We start from the raw sequence: 22,083 nt of genomic DNA, 5'->3' as shown, positions 1-22,083 counted from the left end.
CCCTAATCTCTTCAAATGCTTAGACGCTTCTGGCTGTTCTTCGCACAGGCGGTGACGGTGCTGCTCGCGCTGATGTTCATCGTCGCGACCCTCAAGCCGCAGTGGCTGCAGCGCCAGGGGCAGCTCGGCAAGCAGCTCGCGGCACCGATCGTGGCCTTGCGCGAGGTCACGCCCGGCGTCGCCGGCGCACCGGCGCAGACGTCCTATGCGGATGCCGCGCAAAAGGCGATGCCGGCCGTGGTCAACGTGTTCTCGAGCAAGGACGGGTCGCTGCCGCCCGACCCGCGCGCGAAGGACCCGCTGTTCCGCTACTTCTTCGGCGATCGCAATCCGCGCCGGCAGCAGGAAGAACCGGCGTCGAATCTCGGCTCGGGCGTCATTGTGAGCCCGGAAGGCTACATTCTAACGAACCAGCACGTGGTGGACGGCGCCGACCAGATCGAGGTGGCGCTGGCCGACGGCCGTACCGCCACGGCCAAGGTGATCGGCAGCGACCCCGAAACCGATCTCGCCGTGCTGAAGATCAACCTCACCAACCTGCCGACCATCACGCTCGGCCGCTCGGACCGCGCGCGCGTGGGCGACGTGGTGCTCGCGATCGGCAACCCGTTCGGGGTCGGGCAGACGGTGACGATGGGCATCATCAGCGCGCTCGGACGCAACCATCTCGGCATCAATACCTTCGAGAACTTCATCCAGACCGACGCACCGATCAACCCGGGCAACTCGGGCGGCGCGCTGGTGGACGTGAACGGCAACCTGCTCGGCATCAACACGGCGATCTATTCGCGCTCGGGCGGCTCGCTCGGGATCGGCTTCGCGATTCCCGTCTCGACGGCGCGCACGGTGCTGGAGAGCATCATCACGACGGGCACTGTCACGCGCGGCTGGATCGGCGTCGAACCGCAAGACGTCACGCCCGAGATCGCCGATTCGTTCGGCCTCGCGCAGAAGACGGGCGCGATCGTCGCCGGCGTGCTGCAGGGCGGCCCGGCCGACAAGGCCGGCATCAAGCCCGGCGACATCCTGACCACCGTCAACGACGAGCCGATCACCGATACGACGAAGCTGCTCAACGTGGTCGCGCAGATCAAGCCGGGCACGCCGACCAAGGTGCAGGTGGTGCGCAAGACGCGCACCTTCGACGTGACGGTGGTGATCGGCAAGCGCCCGCCGCCGCCGAAGCAGGCCAACGACGACCAGAACGACGACGCCGAATGAGCGCGCGCGGCGCGCCGCCGGCAAGGCGGCCGCCACGCGCGCCAGGCAGCGGGCGCGGCGGGAAAGCGCGGGGCGGGCCGCGCCGCGCGGTGGGCGGGAAAGTACCGGCGGGGCGCCGGCCGGCCGCCACGCACCGGCCCGCCGCGGCGCTCACCCAATCCCTGCCGCCCCGGTCTTGCGCCCGCCGCATGGCCGCGCGCCGCCTCGGCCATGCGGCGTCCCCACCGCGCACCTCCGGCAACGAAAAAGGGCGGCCCAGGCCGCCCTTTCCGATCCACCCGCCGCGCCTCGCGGGGCGCGGCCGGCCCAGCCGTCAGCCGGTCGCGCCGGACTCCTCGTCTTTCACGGCCGCGCCCGTCCCGACGAAGATCCGTGCGGCCAGCAGCCCGACCTCGTAGAGCACCACGAGCGGCAATGCCAGCATCAGCTGCGAGAACACGTCGGGCGGCGTCACCACTGCCGAGACGACGAACGCGCCGACGATCACGTAGGGCCGGATCTCCTTGAGCTTCTTGAGCGGCAGCACGCCCATGCGCACCAGCAGCACCACGATCACCGGCACCTCGAACGTGACCCCGAACGCGAGGAACATGCCGAGCACGAAGCTCACGTAGTTGTCGATGTCGGTCGACATCTCGGCGCCGAGCGGCGCGTTGTAGTGCGCCATCACCCGGAAGATGGTCGGGAACACCACGAAATAGGCGAACGCCATCCCGCACAGGAACAGGAAGTAGCTGCTGCTGACGAGCGGCAGCACGAGCCGCTTCTCGTGCTGGTAGAGCCCCGGCGCGACGAACGCCCAGATCTGGTAGAGCACGATCGGCAGCGCGATCACCAGCGCGACGAGCATCGTGACCTTCATCGGCACGAAGAACGAGCCCGTCACGTCGGTGACGATCATCTTGCCGTCCTTCGGCAGGTTCTGCATCAGCGGCCGCGCCAGCAGCCGGAAGATGTCGGGCGCCCAGTAGACGAGCCCGACGAACACCACGAGCACGGCACCGCCTGCCCGGATCAGGCGATCGCGCAACTCGACGAGATGGGAGATGAAGGTTTCTTCCCGGCCTTCGTCCGGATTGTGCTGGGGGTCGCTCACGCAGGCCCTCGGTTCAGGTGTTGGGCACGCATCGCCGGCATCGTCGCGCACGCTCAGAAGAAGCGCACGGGCCGGCGCAAGCTGGCGGGCCGATGGCGCGCGACGCGCGCGGCGCCGGACTGCAGGTGGGTGCGGCGCAACGAGGCGCGCTTGTACCAGACCGGCGTGGCCGCCTGCCTGACGCGCCAGTTGCGGCGTTTCGGCGTGAAGCCGGCGCTGGCCGCGGTCCCGCTGCCCTGCCACGACATCGAGCCGGCGCCCGCGGCGCCATCGGCCGACACCGCGACCGGCGACGCGGCCTCGCCCGAGACGGCCGAACTCCAGGCGTCGTTGAGGTCCGCTTCGTGCTGCCGAAGGTTGTCGTGAATGGTGTTCTCGACGTTGCGCGCGGCGCTCTCGAAGTCGGTGCGCATGGTACGCAGCGCGTCGAGCTCGATCTCGCGCGAGACTTCCGCCTTGACGTCGTTGATGTAGCGCTGCGCGCGCCCGAACAGCGCGCCGGCCGTGCGCGCGACGCGCGGCAGGCGCTCGGGGCCGAGCACCACCAGCGCGACCACGCCGATCAGCGCCATCTTGGAAAGACCCAGATCCAGCATCGCGGCGTCCCGTCAGCGCGCGTTCATCACGCCTTGTTCGAATCGGACGAACGCGCCGCTTCCTTCGCGTCGACGTTCACCGAACCGGAGCGCGGCAGCTGCTGCGCGTCGGCCGGGGTCTCGCTTTCCTTCATGCCGTCCTTGAAGCCCTTCACGGCGCCGCCCAGATCGCTGCCGATATTGCGTAGCTTCTTCGTGCCGAACACCAGTGCCACGATCAGCAAAACGATCAGCCAGTGCCAAATGCTCAATCCGCCCATGATGCCAGTCTCCTCAACCTCGCCGCCGCGGCGGCGTCAACTGCCGGCGACGCCGGCCTCTTTCCCGAGCGGGCCGGCGCCGGTACGGCGCGGCCCGCGATGATCTTCCCGCGAGGTCCCACTCACCCCATCCGCTTCCACGGGCGCGGCCCCGCCAGCAGGTGCGCATGCAGGTGGAACACCTCCTGCCCGCCGCCCGGCCCGGTATTGATGACGGTCCGGAACCCCGTCTCGCCGCCCGTGTAGGCGCAGCCGAGCTGCTCGGCCAGCCGCGCGACGAGGACCAGCATTCTACCAAGCAGCGGCGCGTCCTCAAGCGTGGCGGCCGACAGCGTGGGCAGATGCCGGCGCGGAATCACGAGTACGTGCGTGGCGGCCGCCGGACGAATGTCGCGAAACGCGACGAACTCGTCGTCCTGGTGGACCATCTCGCTCGGAATCTCGCCCGCCGCGATCTTGCAGAACAGGCAATCCGGATCGTGACTCATCGTGCTCTCCGCGTCGCGCCGCCCCCGCCCGTCAGAACCAGGCCCGCGGATCGAGTGCCTTGTCGTCGTTCAGGAACAGCCAGCCTTTGATGATACGGTACAGCGTCCAGACCCAGGCCGCGCCGAGCACAAAAAAGCCGATCACGACGAAGCTCAGCATGATGCCGATCAGGTAGAGGATCAGCGCGCGCCAGAACGTGCGGATCTGCCACTCGAAATGCTGCTGGTAACGCGTGCCCACCACGTCCGGCCGCTTCACGTAGTTGATGATGATCGCAATCAGGCCGGTGATGCCGCCCGTGAGCCAGTGAACCGCGTAGAGCGCATACAGCACGTGGGTCAGCGTGCGCAGCGAACCGTCGCGGCTGCCTGCAGCAGCGGCACCGGGATAGGCCGGATAGCGATCCGGGACGGAAGCGCCGCCGGGGCGCCACGATGGATCTTCCACGATGCTACCTCCCTTTGATGACATCACCGAAGCAGGAGCGCGCCGCTCAGCCGTCGCCGTTCTCGCGCTCGCGGCGCTTGCGCAGCGCCTTTTCCTCGAGGCCCGACAGGCCCTCGCGGCGCTCCAGCTCGGCCAGCACGTCGGCCGGGCTCAGCTCGAAATGCGACAGCATCACGAGGCAATGAAACCAGAGATCCGCGACCTCGCCGACCAGCGCCGCCGGCGCGCCGCCCTGGCGCACGTCCTTGGCGGCCAGCACGACCTCGGTCGCTTCCTCGCCGATCTTCTTGAGCACCGCGTCGTCGCCCTTGTGGAATAGGCGCGACACGTAGGATTGCTCGGGGTCGCCGCCCTTGCGGCTGTCGATCACGGCCGCGAGGCGCAGCAGCGTGTCGTTGGTGGTCTGCGTCATTTGTAGATGTGCTCGGGATCTTTCAGCACCGGCTCGACGGCGACCCAGTCGCCGCCCTCGGCGGTGCCCTCGAATTTCTGGAAAAAGCAGGAATGGCGGCCGGTGTGGCAGGCGATGCCCGACACCTGGTCGATCTTCAGCAGCACCACGTCCTCGTCGCAATCGAGCCGCACCTCATGCACGTGCTGCACGTGCCCCGACTCCTCGCCCTTGAACCAGAGCCGCTGCCGCGAGCGCGAGTAATAGACCGCGCGGCCCGTCTCGACGGTCTTCGCGAGCGCCTCGCGGTTCATCCACGCGAACATCAGCACGTCGTTCGTGCCGACCTCCTGCGCGATCACCGGCACGAGGCCGTTGGCGTCCCAGCGGACCTTGTCGAGCCACGCGGGGCGGGCCGCCGCCTGTGTCGTCGTCATGATCAGAGCCTCACCGGAATGCCGCGCCCGGCCATGAAGCGCTTCGCCTCGCCGACCGTATGCTCGCCGTAATGGAAGATGCTGGCCGCGAGCACCGCGTCGGCATGGCCCTCGACGATGCCGTCGGCCAGGTGCTCGAGCGAGCCCACGCCGCCGGAGGCGATCACCGGCACCGGTACGGCGTCCGACACGCCGCGCGTGAGCGCCAGGTCGAAGCCGGACTTGGTGCCGTCGCGGTCCATGCTGGTCAGCAGGATCTCGCCCGCGCCGAGCTCGGCCATGCGGCGCGCCCACGCGATCGCGTCGAGCCCGGTGGCCTTGCGCCCGCCGTGCGTGAACACTTCCCAGCGCGGCGTCTCGCCCTCGGCCGAAACCCGCTTGGCGTCGATCGCCACCACGATGCATTGCGAGCCGTACTTGCCGGCCGCGTCGGCGACCAGCTGCGGGTTGGCGACCGCCGAGGAATTCATGCTGATCTTGTCCGCGCCGGCGTTGAGCAGGCGCCGCACGTCCTCGACCGCCCGCACGCCGCCGCCCACCGTCAGCGGGATGAAGACCTGCGAGGCCACCGCCTCGATGATCGGCAGGATCAGGTCGCGCTGGTCCGAGGTGGCGGTGATGTCGAGGAACGTCAGTTCGTCGGCGCCCTGGTCGTCGTAGCGCCGCGCGATTTCGACGGGGTCGCCCGCGTCGCGCAGCTCGACGAAATTGACGCCTTTCACGACGCGCCCGGCGGTCACGTCCAGACAGGGGATGATGCGTTTAGCTAGAGCCATGATGGTACACAGGTGCCGCAGGTGAGGCCGCCCGCGGCGCGGGCGGCTTGGGCGATGACGCACGCGGCGCTGGGCCGCCGCGGCTCAGGCGTCGTCGAGCTCGCCGTTCAGTTCGTCGGCACGCTTTTGCGCGGCCGAGAAATCGAGATCGCCGGAGTAGATCGCGCGGCCGCAAATCACGCCTTCGATCCCTTCGTCCTCCACGCCGCAGAGCTGCTCGATGTCGCTCAGGTTCGACAGGCCGCCGCTCGCGATCACGGGAATCCCGACTGCCTGCGCGAGCTTCACCGTCGCCTCGATGTTGATGCCCTGAAGCATGCCGTCGCGGCCGATGTCGGTATAGACGATCGATTCGACGCCGTAGTCCTCGAACTTCTGCGCGAGATCGATCACCTCGTGGCCCGTCAGCTTGCTCCAGCCGTCGGTGGCGACCTTGCCGTCCTTGGCGTCGAGCCCGACGATGATGCTGCCCGCGAACGCCGTGCAGGCGTCCTGCAGGAAACCCGGGTCCTTGACGGCCGCGGTGCCGATGATCACGTAGGACAGGCCCGCGTCGAGATACTTCTCGATCGTCTCGAGACTGCGGATGCCGCCGCCGAGCTGGACGGGGATCTCGTCGCCGACCTCGGCCAGGATCGCCTCGATCGCCTCGAGGTTCTTCGGCTTGCCGGCGAACGCGCCGTTCAGGTCCACCAGGTGCAGGCGTCGTGCACCGAGATCGACCCATTTGCGGGCCATGGCCGCGGGATCCTCGGAGAAAATCGTCGCCTGGTCCATATCGCCCTGTTTGAGGCGCACACACTGACCGTCTTTAAGATCGATGGCCGGAATCAGCAGCATAGCAATCGGAAGTCGTCTGGAGAGAGGAAGGGGGTGACGCGCCGCGGCCGGCCCAACCGGCACCGCGCTGTCTGCTAGTTTAGTACAAGTCTTTCCGGGTTTTGACGCGCGCGCGCGCCGCCACGGGCAGGTCCGGCCGGTTCGGCGTGGCGGCCGCGCGACGCTCAGGGCTGCCAGTGCACGAAATTGCGGTAGAGCCGCAGGCCGACCTCGGCGCTCTTTTCCGGGTGAAATTGGGTCGCGAAGATATTGTCGCGCGCGACCGCCGAGACGAACGGCTCGCCATACGAGGTCTCGCCGGCGGCGTGCGCCGCGTCGTCCGGCACCACGTAGTAGCTGTGGACGAAGTAGAAGAACGCCTGGTCCGGCACGCCCGCCCAGAGCGGGTGCGCGAGCGTCTGGCGCACCCGGTTCCAGCCCATCTGGGGCACCTTGAAGCGCGAGCCGTCATCCTGCACGCGGCCGGCCAGATCGAAGCGCAGCGCCTTGCCCGGCAGCAGCCCGAGGCCCGGCGTGGCGCCCTCCTCGCTCCAGTCGAACAGCATCTGCTCGCCGACGCACACGCCCAGCAGCGGCTTGCTGCGCGAGGCCTCGAGCAGCGCCTCCTGCAGCCCCGATTCGCCCAGGCAGCGCATGCAGTCGGGCATCGCGCCCTGCCCCGGCAGCACCACGCGGTCGGCCGCGCGGATCGCCTCGGGACGATCGACGATCGCCACCTGCGCCTCCGGCTCGGCCTTCATCAGCGCCTGGGCCACCGAGCGCAGGTTGCCCATCCCATAATCCACAATCGCAATCGAAGTTTTCATTTCAGTGCAGGCAGCAAAGCCTTCAGTCCGTCGACGATGAATTCCACCGCCAGCGCCGAGAGCATCAATCCCATCAGTCGCGTCGCAATATTAATGCCGGTGCGGCCGATCCAGTTCGCGATCGGCTCGGCGAGCCGCATCGCGAGAAAACAGAGCAGCGCGAGCACCGCGCCGATCGCGATCAGGCCGATCCGGTCGTACCAGTGCACCGCGCCCGCCGAATAGACGATCACCGTGCTGATCGAGCCGGGCCCGGTCAGCAGCGGGATAGCGAGCGGCACCACCGCGATGCTGTGCTTGGACTCGGCCTCGTCGCGCTCCTCGGGGGTCGAGCGCGTGTTGCCCATCTGCGCGTTCAGCATGTTGATCGCCATCAGCAGCATGATGATGCCGCCGCCGACTTCGAGCGAGCCCACCGAGATTCCGAAGAAGCGGATGATCTGCTGGCCGAGCAGCGTGGTGACCGCGATCACGCAGAACACCGACACCGCCGCGATGCGCACCGTCCTGCGCCGCTCGGCGTCGGTCAGCGCCGCCGTCAGGCTCAGGAAGAACGGCACCGCGCCGAGCGGATTGATCAGCGCGAGCAGCGATATGAACGATTTGAGCAGGTCCATCGTGCGGTGTCGTGTACGGCGCGGCGCACGCGGCAGGGCGGGCGGCGGCGCGGTCGAATCCGCGCTGCCGCCGCCGCCGGCGCCGATCCGGGTTGGCTCAGAGGCTGCCCTTGGTCGACGGAATCTGCCCGGCTGCCCGCTCGTCGATCTCGGCGGCCATCCGCAGCGCGCGCCCGAACGCCTTGAAGACGGTCTCGAGCTGGTGATGGGCGTTGATGCCGCGCAGATTGTCGATGTGCAGCGTGACGCCCGCGTGGTTCACGAAGCCGCGGAAGAACTCGATCGACAGGTCCACGTCGAAGGTGCCGATCCGTGCGCGCGTGAACGGCACGTGGAATTCGAGGCCGGGCCGGCCCGAGAAGTCGATCACCACGCGCGAGAGCGCCTCGTCGAGCGGCACGTAGGCATGGCCGTAGCGGCGGATGCCCTTGCGCTCGCCGATCGCCTTCGCCACCGCCTGGCCGAGCGTGATGCCGACGTCCTCCACCGTGTGGTGGTCGTCGATATGCGTATCCCCATGCGCTTCGATGTCGAGATCGATGAGACCATGGCGCGCGATCTGGTCGAGCATATGGTCGAGGAACGGCACGCCGGTGGCCAGCTTCTGCTGGCCAGTGCCGTCGAGATTGATCTTCACACGGATCTGCGTTTCGCTCGTATCGCGAACGACTTCCGCCACGCGCATGGTGATTCCTTGAAATGACTGGGTAATGGGGGACGCGCGAGGCCGCGGCGGCCGCCCGGCGGCGCGCGGCCCGCGCTAGCGCAGCACCAGTCGCAACGCGGCGAGCAGCGCGGCGTTCTCCTCAGGAGAACCGACCGTCAGCCGCACGCAGTTCGCGAGCAACGGATGCATTTTACTCACGTTTTTGATCAACACCCGCTCGATGAGCAGCGCGTCGAACAGGGCGCAGGCGTCGGGCACGCGCACCAGCAGGAAATTGCCGGCGCTCGGGAATACCGTCGCGCCGGGCAGCGCGGCCACCGCCGCGGCGAGCCGGCCGCGCTCGGCGCGCAGTTGCGCGGCCTGGGCGTCGAGCACGTCGAGGTGATCGAGCAGGTAGTCGATGCAGCCCTGGGTCAGCAGGTTGACGTTGTAGGGCGGGCGCACCTTGTCGATTTCGGCCAGCCAGGCCGGCGCGCCGACCAGATAGCCGAAGCGCACCCCGGCCAGGCCGAGCTTCGAGACGGTGCGCATCACCACCACGTTGTCGAATTCGGGGACGCGCGCGAGCCAGCTGCGCTCGGCGAACGGCTGGTAGGCCTCGTCGATCACCACCAGGCTGGTACGCGCGGCGGCGATCACGCGCTCGATGTCGGCCTCGGCATAGAGCGTGCCGGTGGGATTGTTCGGATAGGCCAGGTGGATCAGCGCCGGCCGGTGTTCGGCGATCGCCGCGAGCAGCGCGTCGACGTCGAGGGACATATCCGCGCGCAACGGCACGCCGACGAACGCCATCTGCGCGAGGCGCGCGTACTGCTCGACCATCACGAAGCCGGGCACCGGCATCAGCACCTTCGCACCGGGCCGCGCGCAGGCCACCGCCAGCATTCCGATGATCTCGTCCGAGCCGTTGCCGAGCAGCACCTCGCAGCCGTCGGGAATCCCCATCGCGGCGCGCAGCTTGGCGATCAGCGCGGCGGGACGCGGCGGCGGATAGCGGTTCAGCGCGAGCTGCGCGAGCCGCTCACCGAGCCCGGCCGCGAGCGGCGCGGGCAGCCCATACGGGCTTTCCATCGCGTCGAGCTTCACGAGCCCGGCCGCGTCCGGCACCGGGTAGCTCGTCATCGCGAGCACGTCGGGGCGGATGATGTCTTGTGGCGTCGTCATGATGGGTCCGCGGCGTGCCTCGCGCCGCCCGTGTCGGCGGCCCGGATCGTCCGGGCCGCGGGTCTCGATGCCGCCGGCCCGGCCGCGGCCGGCTCCGTCGCGCTGGCCATGTGGTGCTTGGCTGCCGCTTGCCCGCGCCGCCGCGCCGGCTCAGTTGCCGTGGTTGCGCATCCGGTATTCGGCGCTTTTCGCGTGCGCCTGCAGCCCCTCGCCGTAAGCCAGCTCCGAGGCGATCTCGCCGAGCGTGTGCGCGCCGTCGGCGCTGACCTCGATCAGGCTCGAGCGCTTGATGAAGTCGTAGACGCCCAGCGGCGACGAGAAGCGCGCCGTGCGCGAGGTCGGCAGCACGTGGTTCGGCCCGGCGCAGTAGTCGCCGAGGCTCTCGCTCGTGTAGCGGCCGAGGAAGATCGCGCCGGCATGGCGAATCAGCTTGCCCCATTGCTGCGGCTCGAGCGCCGAGATCTCGAGGTGCTCGGGCGCGATCTCGTTGGCGATCTTGCAGGCCTCGGCCATGTCGCGCACCGTGATCAGCGCGCCGCGCCCTTCCAGCGAGGCGCGGATCACGGCCTCGCGCGGCATGGCCGGCAGCAGCTCGTCGATCGCCTTCTCGACGCGCTCGATGAAGCCCGCGTCCGGGCACAGCAGGATCGACTGCGCCAGTTCGTCGTGCTCGGCCTGCGAGAACAGGTCCATCGCGACCCAGTGCGGATCGGTGGTGCCGTCGCAGAGCACGAGGATCTCGGACGGCCCGGCGATCATGTCGATGCCCACGGTGCCGAACACGCGGCGCTTGGCCGAGGCCACGTAGGCGTTGCCGGGGCCGCAGATCTTGTCGACGGCCGGCACCGTCTCGGTGCCGTAGGCGAGCGCGGCCACCGCCTGCGCCCCGCCGATGGTGAACACGCGATCGACGCCGCCGAGATAGGCGGCCGCGAGCACGAGGTCGTTCTTCACGCCGTCGGGCGTGGGCACCACCATCACGATCTCGCCGACCCCGGCCACCCGGGCCGGAATCGCGTTCATCAGCACCGACGACGGATAGGCGGCCTTGCCGCCCGGCACGTACAGGCCGACGCGATCGAGCGGCAGCACCTTCTGGCCCAGCACCGTGCCGTCGGACTCGGTGTACTGCCAGCTATGGCTGCCGCATTCGAGCTTCTGTTTCTCGTGATAGCCGCGCACCCGCGCGGCGGCCGCCTCGAGCGCCGCGCGGCGCTTCGGCTCGAGCGTCTCGAGCGCGGCCTCGAGCGCGTCCTGGCGCAGCTCCAGCGCGGCCACGCTGGGCGCGCCGAGCCGGTCGAAGCGGTTCGTGTAGTCGAGCACGGCCGCGTCGCCGCGCACCTTCACGTCGGCGAGAATCCCCGCGACCGAGCGCTCGATCGCCTCGTCCTCGCTCGCCTCGAAGGCGAGCACCGCGCGCAGCGCGGCGCCGAAGCCCTCGCTGCGCGAATCGAGTTTGCGAATCTTGATGGGCATGATGCTGTTCGTTCCGGTAATGCGCCGGTGCCGGGAGCGCTCAGCTCCCGCTCTGCTTCGACGCGCGTTCGAACGCGTCGAGGATCGGCTTCAGCGCGGCGCGCTTCAGTTTCAGCGCGGCCTGGTTCACGACGAGGCGCGAGGAGATCGGCATGATCTCCTCGACCTCGACCAGATTGTTCGCCCGCAGCGTGCCGCCCGAGCTGACCAGATCGACGATCGCGTCGGCCAGCCCGACCAGCGGAGCGAGCTCCATCGAGCCGTACAGCTTGATCAGGTCGACGTGGACGCCCTTGGCCGCGAAGTGCTCCCGTGCAGTGGACACGTACTTCGTCGCCACCCGCAGCCGCGCGCCCTGGCGCACCGCATTAGCGTAGTCGAAGCCCGCCTGCACCGCCACCGACATCCGGCAGCGCGCGATGCTCAGGTCGATCGGCTGGTAGAGCCCGCCGCCGCCGTGCTCGATCAGCACGTCCTTGCCGGCCACGCCGAAATCGGCCGCGCCGTACTCGACGTAGGTCGGCACGTCGGTGGCGCGCACGATGATCACGCGCACGTTCGGGTCGTTGGTCGGCAGGATCAGCTTGCGCGACGATTCGGGGTCCCCCGCCACCTCGATGCCGGCGGCCGCGAGCAGCGGCACGGTTTCCTCGAAGATACGCCCTTTCGACAGCGCGAGGGTCAGCGGTGCGGTCATGCGGCACTCCCGGTGATGCGGCGCACGTCGGCGCCAACTGCGTTCAGCTTGGTCTCCATCCGATCATAGCCGCGATCGAGATGGTAGATGCGGTCGATGACGGTCTCGCCGTCAGCGCACAGCCCCGCGATCACGAGGCTCGCCGAGGCGCGCAGGTCGGTGGCCATCACGCGTGCGCCCGAGAGCTGCGTCACGCCGGTGACGAGCGCCGTGTTGCCGTCCACCACGATGTCGGCACCGAGCCGGTTCAGCTCCTGCACGTGCATGAAGCGGTTCTCGAAGATGGTCTCGACGACGTGCGCGGTGCCGGCGGCCACCGCGTTCAGGGTCATGAACTGCGCCTGCATGTCGGTCGGGAAGGCCGGATATTCGGAGGTGCGGATCGCCACCGCGGCCGGGCGCCGGTCCATCGTCACGCGCAGCGCGTCGTCGCGCTCGTCGAGCTTGGCGCCGGTCTCGCGCAGCTTGCCGAGCACCGCGTCGAGCAGGTTCGCGCGCATGCCGCGCAGCGTGAGCTCACCGCCCGCGGCCGCCGCCGCGCAAAGGAAGGTGCCGGCCTCGATGCGGTCGGGCACGACCGCGTGGCTCGCGCCGTGCAGCCGCTCGACGCCCTGGATCACGAGCCGGTCGGTGCCGATCCCGTCGATCCTCGCCCCCATCGCCACCAGCAGGTTGGCGAGGTCGGTCACCTCGGGCTCGCGCGCGGCGTTCTCGATCACGGTCTCGCCGTCGGCGAGCGTGGCGGCCATCAGCAGGTTCTCGGTGCCGGTCACCGTGATCATGTCGGTGACGAGGCGCGCGCCCTTCAGGCGCGTGGCGCGCGCCTCGATGTAGCCGTGCTCGATGGTGATCTCGGCGCCCATCGCCTGCAGCCCCTTGATGTGCTGATCCACCGGCCGCGCGCCGATCGCGCAGCCGCCCGGCAGCGATACCTTCGCGTAGCCGAAGCGCGCCAGCAGCGGGCCAAGCACGAGAATCGACGCGCGCATGGTCTTGACCAGCTCGTAAGGCGCCACCGGATCGGTCACGCTGGCCGCGTCGAGCGTGACGCGCGCGCCGTCCACCGCGCTCTTCACGCCCATCCCGCCCAGCAGCGCGAGCATGGTGCGCACGTCCTGCAGGTCGGGCACGTTGTCGAGCCGCAGCGGCTCGGCGCTGAGCAGGCCCGCGCAGAGAATCGGCAGCGCCGCGTTCTTCGCGCCCGACACCCGGATCTCGCCGGAAAGCCGCCTGCCGCCGGTGATCACGAGCCGCTCCGGCTGTCCTTGCGAAACCCGGCCGGCGGACGGGTTCGCCGTCGCGACGTGGCTTACCGCGTCGCGTTCGTTGACTGAAACTTGCACGAAGGATGTCCGTTCTTTATGCGTTCTGCCATTCGGCGGGCGTCAGCGTTTTCATGCTGAGCGCGTGGATTTCCTGCTTCATGCGGTCGCCGAGCGCCGCATAGACGAGCTGATGGCGCTGGATCGGACGCTTGCCTTCAAATTGCTCCGAGACGATGGTCGCGAAGAAATGCTGGCCGTCGCCCTCGACTTCCAGATGGGTGCAGGCGAGCCCGCCCGCGATGTATTGCTTGACCTGTTCGGGAGTCGGCAACATGAGAAATGCTCCAGTCGGTGCGTTCAGTGACGCAGCTTGTAGCCGGTGGCCAGCAGCCGCATCGCGACCAGCGCGAGCAGCACGAAGAAACCGGCGACGATCGCCAGGCTTGCGTAGGGGTTGATGTCGGCGACGCCGAAGAACCCGTAGCGGAAGCCGTCGATCATGTAGAAAAACGGGTTGAGACGCGACACCTCGCGCCACATGGGGGGCAGCGAATGGGTCGAGTAGAACACGCCGGACAGGAACGTCAGCGGCATGATCAGGAAGTTCTGGAACGCGGCGAGCTGGTCGAACTTCTCGGCCCAGATCCCGGCGATGAGGCCGAGCGTGCCAAGAATCGCCGAGCCGAGCAGCGCGAACAGCAGCGCGAACAGCGGCGCGGCGAAGCCGACCGGAATGAACCAGGCCGTCACCACGAACACGCCGAGCCCGACCGCGAGCCCGCGCACCACCGCGGCGAGCACGTAGGCCGAGAAGATCTCGGCATACGACAGCGGCGGCAGCAGCACGAACACGAGGTTGCCGGTGATCTTCGACTGGATCAGCGACGACGAGCTGTTGGCGAACGCGTTCTGCAGCACGCTCATCATCACCAGGCCCGGCACCAGGAAGCTCACGTACTCCACGCCGGGATAGACCTCGACGCGGCCCGACAGCGCGTGGCCGAAGATGGTCAGGTACAGCAGCGCCGTGACCACCGGCGCGAGCACGGTCTGGAACGACACCTTCCAGAAGCGCAGGATTTCCTTGTAGAACAGCGTGCGAAACCCGCTCATGCCAGGCCCTCGATCACGTCGGCTCCGTTCATCACCTGGACGAACACGTCTTCGAGGTCGGCCTTGCGCACTTCGATCTCGTCGAACGCGCAGCCCGCCGCGCGGCAGGCCGAGAGGATCCGCTCGACCTCGTCGTAGCTCGTGAGCCGCAACAGGTATTCGCGCGAGCCGGGCGCGGCCGGCTCGGTCTGCAGCGCACGCAGCTCGGCGGGTAGCTCGCCCTGCGCCAGACGCAGGTACAGCTGCAGGCCCGCGAAGCGCTGCAGCAGCGCGCTGGTGCGCTCGAGCGCGACCACCTCGCCGCGCCGCAGCATCGCGATGCGGTCGCAAAGCGCCTCGGCTTCTTCCAGGTAGTGAGTGGTCAGCACGATCGTGTGGCCTTCGCGGTTCAGGCGCGAGATGAACTTCCAGAGCGTCTGGCGCAGCTCCACGTCCACGCCGGCGGTCGGCTCGTCGAGCACGATCACGGGCGGCCGGTGCACCAGCGCCTGCGCCACCAGCACGCGGCGCTTCATGCCGCCCGACAGCGCGCGCATGTTGGCGTCGGCCTTGTCGCTCAGGTCGAGATTGGCCATCACCTCGTCGATCCAGTCGTCGTTGCGGCGCAGCCCGAAATAGCCGGACTGCAGCCGCAGCGTCTCGCGCACCGAGAAGAACGGATCGAACACGAGCTCCTGCGGCACCACGCCCAGCGCGCGCCGGGCGTCACGGAAATCGGCCACGACGTCGTGCCCGCGCACCGAGATGCGGCCTTCGTCGGCGCGGGCCAGCCCGGCGAGAATGCTGATGAGGGTGGTCTTGCCGGCGCCGTTGGGTCCGAGCAGGCCGAAGAACTCCCCTTCCTCGACGGACAGGCTGACGCCCTTCAGCGCCTGGAGCGACGCGTAGCGCTTCTTGACGTTTCGGATTTCTATGGCTGACATGACTGAGCGCGGCATGGGCGCCGCGACGCCTGATTCTGGTCGTGAAGTCGAATGAGGAAATGGGGACCGATTAGCTGCCCTGCAAAACGGTTGATTATAGGGCAAACCGGCTAGCCGGATCGGCGCGGCAGAGCCGCGGCGGTCCGCAGCGCCCGGCGTAGCGGGCGTCAGGCGGCGAGCGTCAATGTCGTTCGTCGAGGAGGGAGTCGATGCCGTAGGCGCGCGCCAGGCTGGCGAGCGTGGGCGGCAGGTTCAGGATCGCGAGCGCCGCGCCGCGCGAGCGCGCGGCGCGCTGCCATGCGAGCAGCACGGCGAGCGCGGCCGAGTCGAACTGCGCGAGCGCCGCGCAGTCCACCGCGGTCGCGCCGCCGGCGATGCGGCCGAGCCCGTCGTCGAGCGCGGCCTTCGCGCTCGCGTAGGTCAGCGAGGCGCCGGTGGCGAACTGGCTCACGATGCCTTGCCGGCAGCGAGCTGCTCGTTGCGCTGCGTGAGGAACTGGATCAGGCCGTCCACGCCGCTCTGCTGGATCTTCTCGTTGAACTGCTGCTGGTAGGTCTGGATCAGCCAGGCGCCGAGCACGTTCAGGTCATAGACGCGCCAGCCCTGCGGCGTCTTGTAGAGACGGTAGTCGATCTGCACCGGCTGGCCGTTGTTCGAGGCGAGCGTGCGCACCACCACGTCGGTTGCGCCCGGATCGGCGCGGAACGGCAGGTACTGAATCTGCTGGTCGGCCTTCAGCTGCGCGATCGCGCCGGAGTAGGTGCGGATCAGCAGCATCTTGAACTGTTCGACCACCTTGTCGCGTTGGTCGGGCGTCGCGGCGCGCCAGTTGCGGCCCATCACGAGCTGCGTGGTGCGGCGGAAATCGGTGTACGGGAGGATATCGCGATTCACGATATCGGTAATCCTGCCGATGTCGCCCGGCTTGATCGACTGCGTCCGGACCTCGTTCATCACCTGCTCGGTCGCGGTCTTGATGAGCGCCTGCGGGTTCGACTGGTCGACCTGCGCGTAGGCGGCGCTACCAAACGAGAAAAACGCGGCTACCACGGGAATCAGAAACAGTTTTTTCATGAGATGTCCTGCGAAGTGAGTCGGTACTGCATTTTGAACCAGCGGCGGACTTCATGCTGCATCCGCCGCCGTCACAAACGTTTCCGGCTGTAACGGCCGCGGCGCGATCAGCGCAGCCGCAGGCTCGGCCAATGAAAACCGTTCGGCGAGGGCGGCACGATGTTCTGCGCCGGCACGTGGGTGGCACTGGCCGGATTCGGCATGGCCGCAGCCGACGCCGCGGCCGGCGCCGAAGCCGCCGAAGCGGCATCCTGGGCCGGCGCCGCCGCGCCCGCTGCCGCACCGCCCGCTGCCGTGCTGCTCGCCGCGGCCGCCGGCGCCGCGCCGTCTTCGGGCAGATCGTACTTCGGCAGCGCCTCGGCGCCGTAGTCGGGCACGTTCGCGGCGGCCGCCTTGCCGCCGGGGCCGCCCGAGGCGGCGATCAGCGACTGGCGGCGCTGCAGGTAGGCGTTGCGCACGAACGAGTACTTGTCGATCGCGGCCGCGTCGAGGATGTCGCCGGCGCCGAGCAGGTTCGCGCGCGTATTGATCAGGTTCACGCCGAACAGGCTCCAGCTCACCGCGTCCGAATTCACCCAGGTGAGCGGGTTGCCGACGTAGTCGACCCCGAGGCCGGCCGTGTCGCGCACCGTGCTCGGCCCGAGGAACGGCAGCACCACGTACGGGCCGGATGGCACGCCGTAGTGGCCGAGCGTGATGCCGAAGTCGTTGCTGTGCTTGGGCAGCTTCGCCACCGTCGCCACGTCGAACAGGCCGCCCACGCCGAACACCGTGTTGATCACCACGCGCATGATGTCGCCCACGCCGTCGGCGATGCGCAGCTGCACGAGGTTGTTGGCGGCGATGTAGACGTCGCCGATGTTCGAGAAGAAGTTCGTCACGCTGCTGCGCACCGGCTGCGGCACCGCCCATTGGTAGCCCTGGGCGACGGGCTTCAACGCATAGGTGTCGACGGTGTCGTTGAACTTGTAGATCGTTCGATTGAAGCTTTCGAACGGATCGCCCTTGGTGGGCGTCTGAACGGTGGCGCAACCGCTCAGCGCGGCAACTGCCGCTACGGTCAAGCCCGCGTTCCTGAGGCGCATGGTCTGCATGATCGTGTTCCCTATTTTCTCTTTTCTTCGTCTGGTGCCTCGCCGGCGGGGACGGCGCGAGCGCTCAATGGGCGGCCGCCCCCGGCGCCGCGGCCGGCTTGCCGCCGCCCGCGTCCGCGGCCTTGCTGTACAGGAACTGTCCGATCAGGTTCTCGAGCACGATCGCCGACTGCGTCATCGTGATCGTGTCGCCCGGCTTCAGCATCTCGGTGTCACCACCCGGCTCAAGGCCGATGTACTGCTCGCCGAGCAGGCCCGAAGTCAGGATCTTGGCAGAACTGTCCTTCGGGAATGCGTATTGCTTGTCGAGCTCGATCGTCACCAGCGCCTGGTAGGTGTTGGTGTCGAAGCCGATCGTACCGACCCGGCCCACCACCACGCCCGCGCTCTTCACGGCCGCGCGCGGCTTCAGGCCGCCGATATTGTCGAACCTCATCTTGACGGGATAGGTCGGCTGGAACGACAGCGAGCTCATGTTGCCCACCTTCAGGGCGAGAAACAGCAGCGCCAGGAAACCCACCAGCACGAACAGGCCGACCCAGAAGTCGAGAGCAGTCTTTTTCATCGTCATCTCTGAAAAGGCCGACTCAGCTGAACATCAGCGCGGTCAGCAGGAAATCGAGGCCGAGTACCGCGAGCGAGGCGTACACGACGGTGCGGGTGGTGGCGCGCGAGACGCCCTCGGGCGTCGGCTTCGCCTCGTAGCCCTGGTAGAGCGCCACGAAGGTGACCGCGAAGCCGAATACGACGCTCTTGAGCACGCCGTTGCCGACGTCGCTCCAGGCGTCCACGCCGCCCTGCATCTGCGACCAGAACGCGCCCGGATCGACGCCGATCAGGATCACGCCCACCACGTAACCGCCGATCACGCCCACCGCGCAGAAGATCGCCGAGAGCAGCGGCATCGCGATGATGCCGGCCCACATGCGCGGCGCGATCACGGTCTTGATCGGGTCCACCGCCATCATCTCGAGCGCGGTCAGCTGCTCGCCCGCCTTCATCAGGCCGATCTCGGCGGTGAGCGAGGTGCCGGCGCGGCCCGCGTACAGCAGCGCGGTGACCACCGGCCCGAGTTCGCGCACCAGCGACAGCGCCACCAGCAGCCCGAGCGACTGCTCGGCGCCGTAGCGGTTCAGCGTGTAGTAGCCCTGCAGCCCCAGCACGAAGCCGACGAACAGGCCCGACACGGCAATGATCACAAACGAATAATTGCCGAGGAAGTGGATCTGTTTCGTGACGAGCCGCGGGCGCCGCAGCAGCGGAAAGAATTCGAGCACGAGCCGCACGAACAAGCGCGTGGCATAACCCGTGCGTTCGAGCCCGCCCAGCACGAAACGACCGATAGCGCTGATCATCGGCGCCCTCCGCCAAGGCCGAAGTCCGCATCGAGCGGCGGACTCGTGTAGTGGAACCGGAACGGGCCGTCGGGCACGCCGTCGATGAACTGCCGCACGCTCGGCTCGGTCGAGGCGCGCAGCTCGTCGGGCGTGCCTTCGGCGAGCACCCCGCCGTTGCCGAGGAAGTAGACGTAGTCGGCGATCGCGAACGACTCCGGCACGTCGTGCGTGACCAGGATCGAGGTTGCGCCGAGCGCCTCGTTCAGGGTGCGGATCAGGTTCGCGGTGATGCCGAGCGAGATCGGGTCGAGGCCGGCGAACGGCTCGTCGTACATGATCAGCTGCGGGTCGAGCGCGATCGCGCGCGCCAGCGCGACGCGGCGCGCCATGCCGCCCGACACCTCGGACGGCATCAGGTCGCGCGCGCCGCGCAGGCCGACCGCATTCAGCTTCATCAGCACCAGGTCGCGGATCAGCGGCTCGGGCAGGTCGGTGTGCTCGCGCAGCGCGAACGCGACGTTGTCGAATACCGACATGTCGGTGAAGAGGGCGCCGAACTGGAACAGCATGCCCATCTTGCGGCGCAGCGCGTAGAGGCCGTCGCGCGACTGCGCGCCGACATCGGCGCCGTCGAACAGCACCTGGCCCCGGCGCGCGCGCACGAGGCCGCCGATCAGGCGCAGCACGGTCGTCTTGCCACAGCCGGAACCGCCCATCACGGCCACCACCTGACCGCGCCCGAAGCGCAGGTTCAGATTGGACAGCACGAGGCGGTCGCCGTAGCCGAAATCGACGTCGCGAAGTTCCAGCAGGGACTCGGGGGGAGAGCTCACGGCGCAGACAATCCTGTTACGGAGAACGCCGAATTATAGGGCCTGCTCTGGTTTGGTGTCGGAAGAGTGTGCGGCGCGGCAATCCCGGGCGCGGGCAAATCGTTACACGATGTAACCGGGCCCGCGCCGCGAGGCCCGGATGGCCGCCTGGCGCGGCCAGAGTGCGGCCGCTGGCCCTGGCGCTCGTCGGTCACGGCGGCCAGCGCTCGCCGGGACGGACGACCGCCCCGTTAGCGGCCCCTGCCGCCCCTGGCCAGCCCGGCCCGAGGCCCGCGCCTCGGGCGCGCGGGCGCAACGCTTCGTTTCAGCGTTCGAAGCAAGCGGCGAGCGCGCCCACCGCGGCACGCGGGTCCGCGGCCTGCGTGATCGCGCTGACCACGGCCACGCTGCCGACGCCGGCGGCGATCACCTCGGGCAGGCTGGCGGCCGTCACGCCGCCGATCGCGACGAGCGGCGCGCGCCGGCCGGCAAAGCGCGCGTAGCGGGCGAGCCGCGCGAGGCCCTGCGGCGGCGCAGCGACCGCCTTCGTGGCGGTGGCGAACACCGGGCCGAGCGCCAAATAGCTGGGGCGCAGGCGCAGCGCGACCAGCATCTCGTAGTAGCCATGGCTCGACAGGCCGAGCCGCAGGCCGGCCGCCGCGATCGCGCCAAGCCCGGCCTCCTGCAGATCCTCCTGGCCGAGATGCACGCCGTAGGCGCCGGCCTCGATCGCGAGCCGCCAGTGGTCGTTGATGAACACGCGCGCCTCCGGGTAGCGGCGCCCCGCCGCCACCGCGCGCGCGATCTCGGCGGCCAGCGCGTTTGGCGCGGCATCCTTCACGCGCAGCTGCACGGTGCGCGCGCCGTAGTCGAGCACGCGTTCGACCCATTCGGCCGACGGCACCACCGGATACAGGCCGAGCCGCGCCGGGCACGGCGCGAAGGCCGGCTCGGGCGCACCCGGCGCAGCGGCGATCGACGGAAAGCGGGCCGGGTCGGTCGGCCAGGGATCCCCGTCGGCGGCCTCGTCGCCGTCACGCCAGGCAAGCGCCAGCACCAGCGCGTCGTGCGCTTCGAATCCACAGTCGGCGAACGCGGCCAGCGCCGCGATCCAGTCGTCGGCGAGCGGCGCGGCCGCGGTCAGCGCGTACCGCGCACCGGCGTGCGTCAGCGTGGCGTGCCGCTCGTCGATCTCGAGCGCGGCGCCGCCGGCCGCGATCACCTCGGCCGCGCGCCCGGCCTCGGCGTCGCCCGACGTCACCACCAGCAGGTCGCCCGGCTGCGCACGTTCGGGAGCCGCGACGCAGATTCGCATCGGCGCGCGGCGCACGGGCCACTCGCCGAGCCGCGCGCGAATCCGCTCGGCGGCCGCCGCCAGGTCATCCACCGGGGGCCAGAACATATCACCGAAGCCCGTGCTCATTGCCCACCTCCGTCGTGGTGCCAGAACGGCATGCCGACTACCGGCGTGCTGGCGTGAGCGGTCTCGCGCGGGTCCATCGGCCCGGCCAGCCAGGCGTCGCGGCCCGCCTCGACGGCCTGCGCGAAGGCGCGCGCCATCCTCTCGGGATGGGTGGCCTGCGAGACGGCCGTGTTCAGCAGCACGCCGTCGAAGCCCCATTCCATCACCTGGCACGCGTGCGACGGCACGCCGAGCCCGGCGTCGACGATCAGCGGCACGTCCGGCAGCCGCTCGCGCAGCACGCGCAGCGCGTAGGGGTTCATCACGCCCTTGCCGGTGCCGATCGGCGCGCCCCACGGCATCAGCGCCTCGCAGCCGGCATCGAGCAGCCGCCGGCCGATCACGAGATCCTCGGTGCAGTACGGCAGCACCTTGAAGCCGTCCTTGACGAGCAGCGCGGCCGCCTCGATCAGGCCGACCGGATCGGGTTGCAGCGTGTAGTCGTCGCCGATCAGTTCGAGCTTGATCCAGTCGGTTTCGAACACCTCGCGCGCCATCTGGGCGGTGCTGACCGCCTCGGCGACGGTCTGGCAGCCGGCCGTGTTCGGCAGCAGCGGCACCTCGTGGCGCCGCAGCAGGTCGAAGAAGCCGGCCTCGGCGGTGCCGGCGTTCATCTGCCGGCGCAGCGCGACGGTGACCATGCCGGGCCGCGACGCGGCGATCGAATCGGACAGCGACTGCAGCGACGGATAACGGGAGGTGCCGAGCAGCACGCGGCTTTGCAGCACGGTGCCGTACAGCGTCAGCGAATCGGTGGGGGAACGCAGCGTCATGGGAAGTCCTGTGAAAGGTCTGCCGGGCAGGCAAGCGGGCCGCGCCGGTCAGCCGCCCGCGACGGGATGCACGACGTCGAGCCGGTCGCCGGCCGCGAGCGTGCGTTCCGCGTGCTGCGCGCGCGCGACGAAGGCGCCGTTGACGGCGACCGCGAACGGCGGCCGGGCCTGGTAGGCGGCGAGCGCATCGGCGACGGTCGCGCCGTCGGGAAGCGTCAGCGTCTGCTGGTTGATCTGGATGTCCATGGTG

At 69.1% G+C, this 22,083-nt stretch carries 29 protein-coding genes; 1 reads left to right on the top strand and 28 read right to left on the bottom strand.

The window, feature by feature from the left end:
• Positions 1 to 15 precede the first annotated feature (15 nt).
• Positions 16 to 1,221, top strand: coding sequence for a Do family serine endopeptidase (locus KS03_RS18950; RefSeq protein WP_012734439.1), 1,206 nt, complete (start codon positions 16 to 18; stop codon positions 1,219 to 1,221).
• A 313-nt stretch (positions 1,222 to 1,534) separates the two neighbouring features.
• Here the strand turns inward: KS03_RS18950 and tatC are convergent, their stop codons facing one another.
• The 28 genes from tatC to thiS form a co-directional block, all read right to left on the bottom strand.
• Positions 1,535 to 2,317 carry a twin-arginine translocase subunit TatC gene (tatC, locus tag KS03_RS18945; protein WP_012734438.1) on the bottom strand — a complete coding sequence of 261 codons (783 nt, stop codon included), beginning with the start codon at positions 2,315 to 2,317 and terminating at the stop codon, positions 1,535 to 1,537.
• Positions 2,318 to 2,370: 53 nt separating this feature from the next.
• Positions 2,371 to 2,913, bottom strand: a complete 543-nt coding sequence (gene tatB, locus KS03_RS18940; RefSeq protein WP_012734437.1) for a Sec-independent protein translocase protein TatB — start codon at positions 2,911 to 2,913, stop codon at positions 2,371 to 2,373.
• Between the two features lie 26 nt (positions 2,914 to 2,939).
• The gene (gene tatA, locus KS03_RS18935; protein WP_012734436.1) at positions 2,940 to 3,173 is read right to left on the bottom strand and encodes a Sec-independent protein translocase subunit TatA; all 234 of its coding nucleotides are present in this window, start codon (positions 3,171 to 3,173) and stop codon (positions 2,940 to 2,942) included.
• Positions 3,174 to 3,295: 122 nt separating this feature from the next.
• Complete coding sequence (locus tag KS03_RS18930; protein ID WP_012734435.1) at positions 3,296 to 3,661, bottom strand: histidine triad nucleotide-binding protein; 366 nt, start codon at positions 3,659 to 3,661, stop codon at positions 3,296 to 3,298.
• Positions 3,662 to 3,692: 31 nt separating this feature from the next.
• Complete coding sequence (locus KS03_RS18925; protein ID WP_012734434.1) at positions 3,693 to 4,109, bottom strand: DUF4870 family protein; 417 nt, start codon at positions 4,107 to 4,109, stop codon at positions 3,693 to 3,695.
• Positions 4,110 to 4,155: 46 nt separating this feature from the next.
• On the bottom strand, positions 4,156 to 4,521 hold the full coding sequence (locus KS03_RS18920; RefSeq protein WP_012734433.1) for a phosphoribosyl-ATP diphosphatase: 366 nt from the start codon (positions 4,519 to 4,521) through the stop codon (positions 4,156 to 4,158).
• Positions 4,518 to 4,937, bottom strand: a complete 420-nt coding sequence (gene hisI / locus KS03_RS18915) for a phosphoribosyl-AMP cyclohydrolase (protein ID WP_012734432.1) — start codon at positions 4,935 to 4,937, stop codon at positions 4,518 to 4,520. Before hisI ends, KS03_RS18920 begins: the two co-directional genes overlap by 4 nt.
• Before the next feature lie 2 nt (positions 4,938 to 4,939).
• The gene (gene hisF / locus KS03_RS18910; protein ID WP_012734431.1) at positions 4,940 to 5,713 is read right to left on the bottom strand and encodes an imidazole glycerol phosphate synthase subunit HisF; all 774 of its coding nucleotides are present in this window, start codon (positions 5,711 to 5,713) and stop codon (positions 4,940 to 4,942) included.
• An 84-nt stretch (positions 5,714 to 5,797) separates the two neighbouring features.
• A complete protein-coding gene (gene hisA / locus KS03_RS18905) occupies positions 5,798 to 6,553 on the bottom strand; it encodes a 1-(5-phosphoribosyl)-5-[(5-phosphoribosylamino)methylideneamino]imidazole-4-carboxamide isomerase (RefSeq protein WP_012734430.1) in 756 nt (251 codons plus the stop codon).
• 164 nt (positions 6,554 to 6,717) lie between these two features.
• Complete coding sequence (gene hisH, locus KS03_RS18900) at positions 6,718 to 7,359, bottom strand: imidazole glycerol phosphate synthase subunit HisH (protein ID WP_012734429.1); 642 nt, start codon at positions 7,357 to 7,359, stop codon at positions 6,718 to 6,720.
• Positions 7,356 to 7,976: a MarC family protein gene (locus KS03_RS18895; RefSeq protein WP_012734428.1), complete on the bottom strand. Its 621-nt coding sequence runs from the start codon at positions 7,974 to 7,976 to the stop codon at positions 7,356 to 7,358. The genes hisH and KS03_RS18895 overlap by 4 nt, the downstream gene beginning before the upstream one ends.
• Positions 7,977 to 8,073: 97 nt before the next feature.
• Positions 8,074 to 8,661, bottom strand: a complete 588-nt coding sequence (gene hisB / locus KS03_RS18890; protein ID WP_012734427.1) for an imidazoleglycerol-phosphate dehydratase HisB — start codon at positions 8,659 to 8,661, stop codon at positions 8,074 to 8,076.
• 75 nt (positions 8,662 to 8,736) lie between these two features.
• The gene (hisC, locus tag KS03_RS18885) at positions 8,737 to 9,807 is read right to left on the bottom strand and encodes a histidinol-phosphate transaminase (RefSeq protein ID WP_012734426.1); all 1,071 of its coding nucleotides are present in this window, start codon (positions 9,805 to 9,807) and stop codon (positions 8,737 to 8,739) included.
• Between the two features lie 150 nt (positions 9,808 to 9,957).
• Positions 9,958 to 11,283 carry a histidinol dehydrogenase gene (gene hisD, locus KS03_RS18880; protein ID WP_012734425.1) on the bottom strand — a complete coding sequence of 442 codons (1,326 nt, stop codon included), beginning with the start codon at positions 11,281 to 11,283 and terminating at the stop codon, positions 9,958 to 9,960.
• Positions 11,284 to 11,323: 40 nt separating this feature from the next.
• Entirely contained in the window at positions 11,324 to 11,980 is a 657-nt protein-coding gene (hisG, locus tag KS03_RS18875; protein ID WP_012734424.1) for an ATP phosphoribosyltransferase, read from the bottom strand.
• On the bottom strand, positions 11,977 to 13,323 hold the full coding sequence (gene murA, locus KS03_RS18870; RefSeq protein ID WP_012734423.1) for a UDP-N-acetylglucosamine 1-carboxyvinyltransferase: 1,347 nt from the start codon (positions 13,321 to 13,323) through the stop codon (positions 11,977 to 11,979). Before murA ends, hisG begins: the two co-directional genes overlap by 4 nt.
• A 16-nt stretch (positions 13,324 to 13,339) precedes the next feature.
• Positions 13,340 to 13,579, bottom strand: coding sequence for a BolA family protein (locus tag KS03_RS18865; RefSeq protein WP_012734422.1), 240 nt, complete (start codon positions 13,577 to 13,579; stop codon positions 13,340 to 13,342).
• 23 nt (positions 13,580 to 13,602) lie between these two features.
• Positions 13,603 to 14,358 carry an ABC transporter permease gene (locus KS03_RS18860; RefSeq protein WP_012734421.1) on the bottom strand — a complete coding sequence of 252 codons (756 nt, stop codon included), beginning with the start codon at positions 14,356 to 14,358 and terminating at the stop codon, positions 13,603 to 13,605.
• The gene (locus tag KS03_RS18855; RefSeq protein ID WP_020381404.1) at positions 14,355 to 15,281 is read right to left on the bottom strand and encodes an ABC transporter ATP-binding protein; all 927 of its coding nucleotides are present in this window, start codon (positions 15,279 to 15,281) and stop codon (positions 14,355 to 14,357) included. Before KS03_RS18855 ends, KS03_RS18860 begins: the two co-directional genes overlap by 4 nt.
• 181 nt (positions 15,282 to 15,462) lie before the next feature.
• Positions 15,463 to 15,732, bottom strand: coding sequence for an STAS domain-containing protein (locus KS03_RS18850; RefSeq protein ID WP_012734419.1), 270 nt, complete (start codon positions 15,730 to 15,732; stop codon positions 15,463 to 15,465).
• Positions 15,729 to 16,355 carry an MlaC/ttg2D family ABC transporter substrate-binding protein gene (locus KS03_RS18845; RefSeq protein ID WP_012734418.1) on the bottom strand — a complete coding sequence of 209 codons (627 nt, stop codon included), beginning with the start codon at positions 16,353 to 16,355 and terminating at the stop codon, positions 15,729 to 15,731. The genes KS03_RS18850 and KS03_RS18845 overlap by 4 nt, the downstream gene beginning before the upstream one ends.
• A gap of 107 nt (positions 16,356 to 16,462) precedes the next feature.
• Positions 16,463 to 17,449 (bottom strand): MlaA family lipoprotein, encoded by a 987-nt coding sequence (locus KS03_RS18840; RefSeq protein WP_012734417.1) that lies wholly within the window; start codon positions 17,447 to 17,449, stop codon positions 16,463 to 16,465.
• Between the two features lie 64 nt (positions 17,450 to 17,513).
• Positions 17,514 to 18,020 (bottom strand): outer membrane lipid asymmetry maintenance protein MlaD, encoded by a 507-nt coding sequence (gene mlaD / locus KS03_RS18835; RefSeq protein WP_012734416.1) that lies wholly within the window; start codon positions 18,018 to 18,020, stop codon positions 17,514 to 17,516.
• A gap of 16 nt (positions 18,021 to 18,036) precedes the next feature.
• Positions 18,037 to 18,804, bottom strand: a complete 768-nt coding sequence (gene mlaE / locus KS03_RS18830) for a lipid asymmetry maintenance ABC transporter permease subunit MlaE (RefSeq protein ID WP_012734415.1) — start codon at positions 18,802 to 18,804, stop codon at positions 18,037 to 18,039.
• Positions 18,801 to 19,619: an ABC transporter ATP-binding protein gene (locus tag KS03_RS18825; protein ID WP_012734414.1), complete on the bottom strand. Its 819-nt coding sequence runs from the start codon at positions 19,617 to 19,619 to the stop codon at positions 18,801 to 18,803. The genes mlaE and KS03_RS18825 overlap by 4 nt, the downstream gene beginning before the upstream one ends.
• Positions 19,620 to 19,923: 304 nt before the next feature.
• Positions 19,924 to 21,021, bottom strand: coding sequence for a thiamine phosphate synthase (gene thiE / locus KS03_RS30205; RefSeq protein WP_012734413.1), 1,098 nt, complete (start codon positions 21,019 to 21,021; stop codon positions 19,924 to 19,926).
• The gene (locus KS03_RS18815; RefSeq protein ID WP_012734412.1) at positions 21,018 to 21,833 is read right to left on the bottom strand and encodes a thiazole synthase; all 816 of its coding nucleotides are present in this window, start codon (positions 21,831 to 21,833) and stop codon (positions 21,018 to 21,020) included. The genes thiE and KS03_RS18815 overlap by 4 nt, the downstream gene beginning before the upstream one ends.
• A 48-nt stretch (positions 21,834 to 21,881) precedes the next feature.
• Positions 21,882 to 22,079 (bottom strand): sulfur carrier protein ThiS, encoded by a 198-nt coding sequence (gene thiS, locus KS03_RS18810; RefSeq protein ID WP_012734411.1) that lies wholly within the window; start codon positions 22,077 to 22,079, stop codon positions 21,882 to 21,884.
• Positions 22,080 to 22,083 lie beyond the last annotated feature (4 nt).

Origin of the sequence: Burkholderia glumae LMG 2196 = ATCC 33617 (assembly GCF_000960995.1) — a bacterium.
Classification (GTDB): Bacteria; Pseudomonadota; Gammaproteobacteria; order Burkholderiales; family Burkholderiaceae; genus Burkholderia; species Burkholderia glumae.
The sequence above is the reverse complement of the archived record's forward strand: the minus strand, read 5'-3'. Positions and strand labels throughout refer to the sequence as shown.

What these genes read in the sequence shown, in the direction of transcription:
- thiE (WP_012734413.1), bottom strand. Translation starts at nt 21,021, where the DNA reads ATGAGCACGGGCTTCGGTGATATGTTCTGGCCCCCGGTGGATGACCTG.
- hisH (WP_012734429.1), bottom strand. Translation starts at nt 7,359, where the DNA reads ATGAAAACTTCGATTGCGATTGTGGATTATGGGATGGGCAACCTGCGC.
- hisA (WP_012734430.1), bottom strand. Translation starts at nt 6,553, where the DNA reads ATGCTGCTGATTCCGGCCATCGATCTTAAAGACGGTCAGTGTGTGCGC.
- thiS (WP_012734411.1), bottom strand. Translation starts at nt 22,079, where the DNA reads ATGGACATCCAGATCAACCAGCAGACGCTGACGCTTCCCGACGGCGCG.
- hisB (WP_012734427.1), bottom strand. Translation starts at nt 8,661, where the DNA reads ATGCGCGTGGCGGAAGTCGTTCGCGATACGAGCGAAACGCAGATCCGT.
- KS03_RS18860 (WP_012734421.1), bottom strand. Translation starts at nt 14,358, where the DNA reads ATGAGCGGGTTTCGCACGCTGTTCTACAAGGAAATCCTGCGCTTCTGG.
- mlaE (WP_012734415.1), bottom strand. Translation starts at nt 18,804, where the DNA reads ATGATCAGCGCTATCGGTCGTTTCGTGCTGGGCGGGCTCGAACGCACG.
- hisI (WP_012734432.1), bottom strand. Translation starts at nt 4,937, where the DNA reads ATGACGACGACACAGGCGGCGGCCCGCCCCGCGTGGCTCGACAAGGTC.
- tatB (WP_012734437.1), bottom strand. Translation starts at nt 2,913, where the DNA reads ATGCTGGATCTGGGTCTTTCCAAGATGGCGCTGATCGGCGTGGTCGCG.
- tatA (WP_012734436.1), bottom strand. Translation starts at nt 3,173, where the DNA reads ATGGGCGGATTGAGCATTTGGCACTGGCTGATCGTTTTGCTGATCGTG.
- hisG (WP_012734424.1), bottom strand. Translation starts at nt 11,980, where the DNA reads ATGACCGCACCGCTGACCCTCGCGCTGTCGAAAGGGCGTATCTTCGAG.
- KS03_RS18865 (WP_012734422.1), bottom strand. Translation starts at nt 13,579, where the DNA reads ATGTTGCCGACTCCCGAACAGGTCAAGCAATACATCGCGGGCGGGCTC.
- KS03_RS18840 (WP_012734417.1), bottom strand. Translation starts at nt 17,449, where the DNA reads ATGCAGACCATGCGCCTCAGGAACGCGGGCTTGACCGTAGCGGCAGTT.
- KS03_RS18855 (WP_020381404.1), bottom strand. Translation starts at nt 15,281, where the DNA reads ATGTCAGCCATAGAAATCCGAAACGTCAAGAAGCGCTACGCGTCGCTC.
- KS03_RS18930 (WP_012734435.1), bottom strand. Translation starts at nt 3,661, where the DNA reads ATGAGTCACGATCCGGATTGCCTGTTCTGCAAGATCGCGGCGGGCGAG.
- KS03_RS18895 (WP_012734428.1), bottom strand. Translation starts at nt 7,976, where the DNA reads ATGGACCTGCTCAAATCGTTCATATCGCTGCTCGCGCTGATCAATCCG.
- KS03_RS18920 (WP_012734433.1), bottom strand. Translation starts at nt 4,521, where the DNA reads ATGACGCAGACCACCAACGACACGCTGCTGCGCCTCGCGGCCGTGATC.
- mlaD (WP_012734416.1), bottom strand. Translation starts at nt 18,020, where the DNA reads ATGACGATGAAAAAGACTGCTCTCGACTTCTGGGTCGGCCTGTTCGTG.
- hisF (WP_012734431.1), bottom strand. Translation starts at nt 5,713, where the DNA reads ATGGCTCTAGCTAAACGCATCATCCCCTGTCTGGACGTGACCGCCGGG.
- hisC (WP_012734426.1), bottom strand. Translation starts at nt 9,807, where the DNA reads ATGACGACGCCACAAGACATCATCCGCCCCGACGTGCTCGCGATGACG.
- KS03_RS18950 (WP_012734439.1), top strand. Translation starts at nt 16, where the DNA reads ATGCTTAGACGCTTCTGGCTGTTCTTCGCACAGGCGGTGACGGTGCTG.
- hisD (WP_012734425.1), bottom strand. Translation starts at nt 11,283, where the DNA reads ATGCCCATCAAGATTCGCAAACTCGATTCGCGCAGCGAGGGCTTCGGC.
- KS03_RS18845 (WP_012734418.1), bottom strand. Translation starts at nt 16,355, where the DNA reads ATGAAAAAACTGTTTCTGATTCCCGTGGTAGCCGCGTTTTTCTCGTTT.
- KS03_RS18815 (WP_012734412.1), bottom strand. Translation starts at nt 21,833, where the DNA reads ATGACGCTGCGTTCCCCCACCGATTCGCTGACGCTGTACGGCACCGTG.